This window comes from Pseudomonadota bacterium (assembly GCA_022361155.1).
In the GTDB taxonomy this organism is placed as follows: domain Bacteria; phylum Myxococcota_A; class Polyangia; order Polyangiales; family JAKSBK01; genus JAKSBK01.
Genome location: JAKSBK010000213.1, coordinates 1 through 7,475 on the forward strand (window position 1 = coordinate 1; position 7,475 = coordinate 7,475).

Below are 7,475 nucleotides of genomic sequence, written 5' to 3' on the forward strand. Positions count from 1 at the left end.
GCTTTTTGAGCGTCGCGATCGTGGCCACCACGCTCGAAGCCTTTTGGCCGATCATGGCGTAGACGCACTTGATGCCGCTTGTGCGCTGGTTGATGACGGCATCGAGCGCCACGGTCGATTTGCCCGTGCCCCGGTCTCCGATCAGCAGCTGCCTCTGACCGCGGCCGATCGGAAACAGCGCGTCCACGGTCGTCACACCGGTCAACAGCGGTTCACTCACGGCCTGCCGCTCGTTGATACCGGGTGCGGCGCGCTCCACCGGCCAGGTCTCTTGCCCATGCAGCGCGGGCTCGCCGTCGAGCGGCGCGCCCAAGGGGTCGATGACACGCCCGAACAGGCCCTCTCCAACGGGCACAGAGGCCACCTGACCGGTCGCAAGAACAGGCGTTCCCGCAGCCACGTCGTTGCCGGCACCAAGCAGCACAACGCCCACATGCTGTTCCGCCAAATCGAGTGCCAATCCGTACGTGCTCTTGCCCACCCGCACCAGCTCGTCGAGGCGCACGCTGCGCAGACCTTCAACCTTGGCCGTACCGTCGTTGAGCGACGTGACCACCCCCTGCTCCCGCTCCTCTACCCTGAACCGCAAGTTGTCGCCTGCACTTGCGAGGCGCTCCTTGAAGTGTGACAGGTCCTGGCTCATGCCTTCATCACCCGCTTGGGCTTGCTTTCCGAGGCCTCCTCGAGCACACGCTCCAAGTGTGCCCGCACGCTTGCGTCGAGAACATGTGCGTCCAGGTGCAGCGCCGCCCCGCCCAGCAACTCCGGCTTGACACTGCGGCGCAGCTCGAGACCCGGAAACAGCTCGGACAACGCCGCGTCGAGGGAAGCGGGCAGCGACTCCTTCGCAAGGCGCAGCTCCAGCAGGCGCCCGGCGGCCAGCTGCCGAAGCTCGCGCCGGCGCGCGGCCGGAAGCGAAACGAGAGACTCCGCCAAGCGCTCGCAGCTTCGCTCATGCAGCCCGGCTGCGTCGCCCAACTCGCTCAGGATGCGCTCGAGCACGCGTGCGACCGCGGGCCCCAGCGAACGCAAGAAACGCGCCTCCCACTTTGCCTGCTCGTGCGCCGCCTTTTCCACAATGCGGTCGCGTTCGGCGCTCGCTTCGCGGCTCACCTGCTCGAAGAGGTGCTGCCGATGGGCCTCCGCCTGGGCTTCGGCCTTGCGTTCGGCCGTCTCCAGGGCCAGCCGGGCCTGCTCGTGGGCGTCCCGTGCCTGTGCTTCCAGCTTCCTGGCAGCTTCCCGTCCCTTCTCAGCCGCATCCAGATCACTCTCGATGCGTGCGGTGCGTGCCGCCAGATGTACGCGCAGGGGCCTCCACAGAAAGCGCCAGAGCACAAGCCCCAGCACCAGGAAGTTAACCACCTGGAATACAAGCGTTGGCAGATGCAGGCTCACCGCACGAGCTCGAGCAGTGGATTGGCGAACAGCAGAATCAGCGCTACCACCAAGGTGTAGATTGCCGTGGATTCCACCATCGCCATGCCGACAAAGAGCGTGCGTGTGATCCGATCGGCTTCGTCCGGCTGGCGCGCGATCGCATCAAGCGCTTGAGCCAAGGCTTGAGCTTGACCACGCGCGGGAGCGAAGCCGCCCACGGCAACGCCAATGCCGGCAGTGAACACGCTCACCGCAACCACAATACCGAGTGTCGTCATTGTTCTCCTCCGGCCGGCTCGGCCTCCAACCCCGCGGCCACATACACGAGCGCGAGCAAGGCAAAGACATAGGCCTGAATCACCGCTATCAACAGTCCAAAGAGTTGCATCAGGACGGGCACAACAAGACCCGCCAAAACCAGCAGGATGGCAACGATCAGCTCCCCCGACAGCATGTTTCCGAACAGGCGCAGCGCAAGCGCCAACGTGCGCGTGAGCTCACCGATGATGTTGAAGGGGAGCAGGATCCACGACGGCTCGACGTAGTTGCGCAGGTAGCGCTTGACCCCAACGAGCGTGAGCCCGTATGCATGCGTGGCCACAAACACGATGCCCGCCAGCGCGAACGTCGTGTTCAGGTCCCGCGTGGGTGCGCCTACCATGGGCACGAGCGAAGCGGAGTTCGCGACTACGAGAAACAGCCCGAGACTTCCAACGAGCGGAAGAAAGAGAGCAGGCTTGAAGACCGTGACTTCGCGAATCTGCGCCTCGATCCACTCCAGGGCCGCCTCGAGCGCACACTGCAGCCCCCGCGGAACCGGCTCGAGCCGGCGAGTGACGGCCCACGCCGCCCCGCTCATGAGCGCCATCAGTATCCAGGTGACGACGACGCTGTCGCGCACCTCGACGCCGCGGAGCTCGAACACCACGTGAGGAAAGACCCGCTCAATGGGCATGCGCGACCTCCGCCCGTGCACGTCTCGGGCCCGGTGGCCGCGGCATTGCGCCGCGGGCGTGTAGCGCAAGATTGCGCCCTACAAGAAAACCCATGAGGGATGCAGCGACCGACACCGGCAACCACAGGGCGGGTGCGAACACGGCCAGCGCGGTGACGACAATGCGCACGTGCACAACGGCCCGGAACCTCGATCCGAGTTTCTTGGCGGTTGTGCCCGAATCGACAAGGAGTCCCCCCGGCCGGCGTGCCGGTAGGCCGATTTCGTCCGCCACCAGAAGCACGCGTGCGCTGTCTCGCCGCACCCAGGCGGCGAAGCCGAGCCCCACGAAAAGGCCCCACGCCAGCGCCACAGCGCCTTCGAACCACGACAGCGTCACGTAAGATCCTTCAACAGAAAACGCCACACCGTGTACATACCCGCCGCCATGCCGAACAGAAGCAACGCGAGCGTGAACGAGAGCTGGGTGTCGAGCCTGGCATCGAGCCAACGCCCCAACAGCGCGCCGCCCACGCCGGGCAGCACGATCATCCAACCCACCGAGCCGACCAGGGCCAAGCCCGCCCACAGCTTTTGCGGGGAGGAGCGCGCCTTGTGCATGCGCTGTGCCCGGCGCGCGATCGCAGCTCGCAGCGATTCCTTCACATCGTCCTCCACTCGTCTCCCAACGCTTGCAGGAGCCCCCGGTACAGCGTGCGAAAGGTCTGGCGCATGGCCGCTTCGCCCTCGGCCGTCCTTGCAGCAGCCTGTTCGAGGCGCAGCTGCACCTCTTCCAGCGACTCACAGACCATGGCGTGGCGGAGCGTAACAACCACCCGAGCCCCATCCGAGCGCAACGCGCCCGAGCCCGCGGCCACCAAACGCTCCGCGCCGTCCTCTGCGCGGTAGGTCAGAACACTCGGCACGAGCGCGGCCACCAAGGGCGTGGCGCGCGGCCTGAGCCCAAACCGCCCACTCGCGTCCTCCGCAGTCAGCGAGCGGACACGTCCGTCGAAGACAAGCGCGGTCGGCGTTTCAATGCGTAATTGCAGCGCGGCCGCGGCGGGTTGGGCCATGCTCATTTCCTCGGCAACGCTCCGACCATGTAAAGCTCCGCTTCATCCGTCCCGTCGTGACGGCCCGCTACGATGTCCTGCACATCGTCGAGCGTTCGCTCGAGCGCCACCGACACACCGGAGCGCCCTGTAAAGGCCTCGCTCACAAAGAACGGCTGCGTGAGGTAACGCTCCAAGCGGCGCGCCCGCGACACGGCGGTGCGGTCTTCGCCGCTCAGCTCGTCGATTCCCAGCATGGCCACGATGTCCTCGAGCTCGCGTGCTCGCGCCAGGATCTGGCGCGCCTGCATCGCCAGCTGGTAGTGGCGCTCCCCCACCACCGTCGGCGTCAGCAACTCGGAGCTCGATGCCAGAGGATCGACCGCGGGGTACAGGCCCTTGGCAGCCATCTGGCGCGACAGCACGATGTGCGCATCCAGGTGCGTGAAGGTCGCCGCCACCGCCGGGTCGGTGATGTCATCCGCGGGCACGTAGACCGCCTGTACCGAAGAGATCGCGCCCGAAGCGGTGGTCGCGATGCGCTCCTCGAGCTCCGCGATTTCGCTCGCCAGTGTAGGTTGATAGCCGACGCGCGATGGCAGCCGGCCCAAGAGCGCAGAGACCTCGGCACCGGCTTGCACGAAACGAAACACGTTGTCGACAAAGAGAATGACATCGCGTTTGTCGACGTCGCGAAAGTACTCCGCCAAGGTGATCGCAGTCAGCGCGGTGCGGAAGCGCGCACCCGGAGCTTCGTTCATTTGCCCGAAGACCAGGACGGACTGAGCCAGCACCCCCGCGCGCTCGAGGTCGCGCCACAGCTCGTTGCCCTCACGCGAGCGCTCCCCCACGCCGGCGAACACACACATGCCACCCAGGTCGCGCACGACGTTGTGGATCAGCTCCATGATGACAACCGTCTTGCCAACGCCGGCGCCGCCGAACATGCCCGTGCGCCCGCCGCGGGGCAGCGGTGTCAGGAAGTCGAGCAACTTGATGCCGGTGTGAAACACCCCGCGCGCGCCCAACCGTTCGTGCACGGTGGGCGGCGGTCGATGCACACTCCACTTGGGTCCGCGAAGCGGCGGCCCCCCGTCGATCGGGCGTCCCAGCACGTCGACGACGCGTCCCAGCGCGTCCGCGCCGACCGTAACCTCGAGCGGCCGCTGCGTGCTCTGCACGAGTGCGCCCCGGGATAGCCCCGAGGTGGCCGCGAGCGCCACGCAGATCGCGGTGTCTTGCCCTCGGTGCCCCTGCACCTCGAACGGCACCTGCCGCGCGCCATCCTCGGCTACCACGACAGCCCGGACAGGCGGCAGGGGCGGGGCAAACCGGATCTCCGCTACTGGCCCGGCGAGCCGAACGACGCTTCCACGGCCCTGCATCCCCAAGTCACCTTTCCCAGCCTCAGCCAAGACTGTGAGCTCCGGCCAAGTCGCCGTATCCGACATCCCGGCAGCGAACCTTGAGGATGTGGCCCACGATCTCCAGGATGCCCGTATGATACAAAAGCTCGCGCAGCATGGGGGTCGGCTCCGTTGACACGGGACACGGGCGTGCCGTACTGGGGCCCGCGTCCTAGATTCCATACCCTAGCAGGGTCCTGAAAAAAGCGGTCGTTGAGCTTCGGAGCGCGTCGGCTTCTAATGCGGCGTCCGCGAACCGAGGGAAATGTGGTGCATTTTCGAGCGTGAGGGGACGGCCGCAGGCGGAGTCGACCCGCCTGAAGAACGACGGGCGACTTTTTCAGAACCCTGCTTGCTAGTGGGCTCCGGCAGGGAACACGCCTTTGCAGCCTTTGCAGGTCCCGACTGGTCCCGACAGCAAAGCTACCCTCATCGCCAAGGCTGCCCTGAGCAACGGGGCACCGCGCCGCGAGTCCGGCGCCGGACGGGGCACGCGCTGCCGGTCGAACCGTGCTTTTGAGTTCGGTTGAGATGTGGGACAGTCCGCGCATGTCGAGAGTACTGGTACTTGCCCCGTGCGTTGTCGCATCGCTTGCGACCGCGTGTGCCCCGACGGGTCCCCTCCCACCGCCACAAACGGGGACGCAAGCGCAGTCCCGAGCGCACTTGCAGGAGCACGCAGGGCGGGCCAGCCAGCCGGGTGCGGCCACGCAGCCTTCTGCGCGTGGGCGCTGTCAGGGTGATCCGCTTGCCCTGGTGGGCGCGAGCATCGTTCCGACGCATGGGCCGCCGGTCATAGCGCAGGGCAACGTGGTCATCCGATGCGGGCGGATCGAGTCGATCGGCAAGGCGACTCCCGTCCCAGCGACGGCACGCACCGTCGATGTTCGGGGCAAGTGGATAATCCCCGGACTGATCGATGCTCATATCCACTTCTTTCAGTCGGGTGGCCTGTACACGCGGCCCGATATCGTAGATCTCCGAGCCGTCACTCCCTAAGAGCAAGAGCTTGCGGAGATTCATCGCAAGATCGACGAGACCTTGACGCGCTACCTCCGCAGTGGCGTGACCAGTGTCGCGGATGTCGGAGGTCCTTACTGGAACTTTGCCGTGCGTGAACGATCCAGGACGCATCCCACGGCGCCGCGCGTGAGCGTTACAGGCCCCTTGGTCTCCAGTGTGAGCAGAGACCAGCTCGGCCGGCAGGATCCCCCCATTATCCGCGCACAGACATCGGAACAGGCGCGCGCCCTGGTACGCAAGCAGCTGTCCCATCGTCCCGACTACATCAAGTTCTGGCTGGTGGTGTCCAAGACTCGCGCTGCCTCCGAGTTCGCACCGCTGCTGCGAGCGGCGATCGATGAGGCCCATCGGCATGGCTTGCGCGCCTTCGTCCATGCAACGGGGCTCGAGGCTGCCCGACTCGCTGTCAACAGCGGCGCCGACGTGCTCGTTCACAGCGTGAAGAAGGGCGAGGTCGACGCTGATTTCATTGCCCTGCTCAAGCGACGCAACGTCGTTTACATCACGACGCTGCTTGTCTTCGAGCGCTATCAGCGAACCTTCTGGCAACAGTTCGATTTCGAGCAGGAGGAGCACGCCTGGGGAGATCCCCATGTGCTTGGAAGCCTCCTGGATCTTCAGCACCTGAACGTGGACAAGCTGGTTCCCGGCTTCATCCAAAAAAGGAGGGCCCGCGGACCGCCCGCCGTGCCAGACGTCGCTCTGAAGAACCTCAAACGGCTCCACGACGCCGGTGTGACGATCGCGGTCGGAACCGATGCGGGTAACATCGGAATTCCACATGGGCCCGCCATCTTTGCGGAGTTCGCCCTGATGCGGAAGGCGGGTCTGACACCCGAGCAGATCCTACGCGCGGCCACAGCGGGTGGTGCCGCGGCTCTCGGAAGCTCCGAGACCGGTGTGCTGAAAGTGGGAGCATTGGCCGATCTGCTGATTCTCGACCGAGATCCTCGCGTTGACATCCGCAACACGGCGGCGATTCATCGAGTCGTCAAAGGTGGGGAGCTGATCGACCCGAGCGGCTTGCTGCGGCCCAGCCCGGCGCAGGTGGTCCAGCGCCAGCTCAATGCGTACAACCTGCATGACGTTGATCGCTTCGTCGCAACCTATGCGCAGGATGCGGAGATCTACCGTGGTGATCGGCTACGTTTGAAGGGACGCACGGCACTGCGCGAGAACTACTCGAGCTACTTCGAGGCTTCACCGAATCTGCACTGCCAGATCTTGCGACGCGTCGTCCAGGGACCCTATGTCGTGGACCAGGAGCGGATCACGGGAGCGCGGGGACGCGCCGCAGCCAAGTTTGCACACTCGATCTACGAGGTCCGTCACGGTCTGATCCAACGCGTCTGGTTTGATCACTAGCCCGCAGGAACGGACCGAGGAATGGCAGCGCTGCGCGGTTGAATTCCGCACGGCGCAGGGCCGGCCCGAGGACGAAATCCGCTCTGGCGCCATTCTGAATGAACAGGAACTAGTACCTCTCCACAGGGGACTTGACCGTTTCAGGCGGCGAGGTGCTGAGTCTGGGTGGGGGCGGGGTAGATGCGACCCAGCTTCCTGCGCGCCTTGTCGACAGTAAAGAGCCACTCGATGCGGGCGCCCTGACGGTTGCGGGTGCGTTCCCAGGCTGCGAGCTCGCGGCAGAGGACTTCACGGTCCCCGATCCGTCTTTCGAGA

General features: G+C 65.6%; 11 protein-coding genes. 2 read left to right on the forward strand and 9 right to left on the reverse strand.

Annotated elements, in window-relative coordinates; all coding sequences use genetic code 11:
* From MJD61_08210 to atpD, 8 genes are all read right to left on the reverse strand, one after another.
* Positions 1 to 643, reverse strand: a 643-nt coding sequence (locus MJD61_08210; protein MCG8555259.1) for a F0F1 ATP synthase subunit alpha, incomplete at its 3' end; no start/stop codon positions are given.
* Positions 640 to 1,395 carry an ATP synthase F0 subunit B gene (locus tag MJD61_08215; protein ID MCG8555260.1) on the reverse strand — a complete coding sequence of 252 codons (756 nt, stop codon included), beginning with the start codon at positions 1,393 to 1,395 and terminating at the stop codon, positions 640 to 642. The genes MJD61_08215 and MJD61_08210, both read right to left, overlap by 4 nt.
* Positions 1,392 to 1,655, reverse strand: a complete 264-nt coding sequence (gene atpE, locus MJD61_08220; GenBank protein MCG8555261.1) for an ATP synthase F0 subunit C — start codon at positions 1,653 to 1,655, stop codon at positions 1,392 to 1,394. The genes MJD61_08215 and atpE overlap by 4 nt, the downstream gene beginning before the upstream one ends.
* On the reverse strand, positions 1,652 to 2,332 hold the full coding sequence (gene atpB / locus MJD61_08225) for a F0F1 ATP synthase subunit A (protein MCG8555262.1): 681 nt from the start codon (positions 2,330 to 2,332) through the stop codon (positions 1,652 to 1,654). Before atpB ends, atpE begins: the two co-directional genes overlap by 4 nt.
* Positions 2,322 to 2,711, reverse strand: a complete 390-nt coding sequence (locus MJD61_08230; GenBank protein ID MCG8555263.1) for a hypothetical protein — start codon at positions 2,709 to 2,711, stop codon at positions 2,322 to 2,324. The genes atpB and MJD61_08230 overlap by 11 nt, the downstream gene beginning before the upstream one ends.
* Positions 2,708 to 2,977 carry an AtpZ/AtpI family protein gene (locus tag MJD61_08235; GenBank protein MCG8555264.1) on the reverse strand — a complete coding sequence of 90 codons (270 nt, stop codon included), beginning with the start codon at positions 2,975 to 2,977 and terminating at the stop codon, positions 2,708 to 2,710. Before MJD61_08235 ends, MJD61_08230 begins: the two co-directional genes overlap by 4 nt.
* A complete protein-coding gene (locus MJD61_08240) occupies positions 2,974 to 3,387 on the reverse strand; it encodes a F0F1 ATP synthase subunit epsilon (protein ID MCG8555265.1) in 414 nt (137 codons plus the stop codon). The genes MJD61_08235 and MJD61_08240 overlap by 4 nt, the downstream gene beginning before the upstream one ends.
* Positions 3,388 to 3,389: 2 nt before the next feature.
* The gene (gene atpD, locus MJD61_08245) at positions 3,390 to 4,751 is read right to left on the reverse strand and encodes a F0F1 ATP synthase subunit beta (GenBank protein ID MCG8555266.1); all 1,362 of its coding nucleotides are present in this window, start codon (positions 4,749 to 4,751) and stop codon (positions 3,390 to 3,392) included.
* 687 nt (positions 4,752 to 5,438) lie between these two features.
* Here atpD and MJD61_08250 point away from each other — a divergent pair.
* Positions 5,439 to 5,771: a hypothetical protein gene (locus MJD61_08250; protein MCG8555267.1), complete on the forward strand. Its 333-nt coding sequence runs from the start codon at positions 5,439 to 5,441 to the stop codon at positions 5,769 to 5,771.
* A gap of 42 nt (positions 5,772 to 5,813) precedes the next feature.
* Positions 5,814 to 7,160, forward strand: coding sequence for an amidohydrolase family protein (locus tag MJD61_08255; GenBank protein MCG8555268.1), 1,347 nt, complete (start codon positions 5,814 to 5,816; stop codon positions 7,158 to 7,160).
* 140 nt (positions 7,161 to 7,300) lie between these two features.
* Here the strand turns inward: MJD61_08255 and MJD61_08260 are convergent.
* Positions 7,301 to 7,475 (reverse strand): IS630 family transposase (locus MJD61_08260; GenBank protein ID MCG8555269.1); only part of this gene is annotated, 175 nt, incomplete at its 5' end.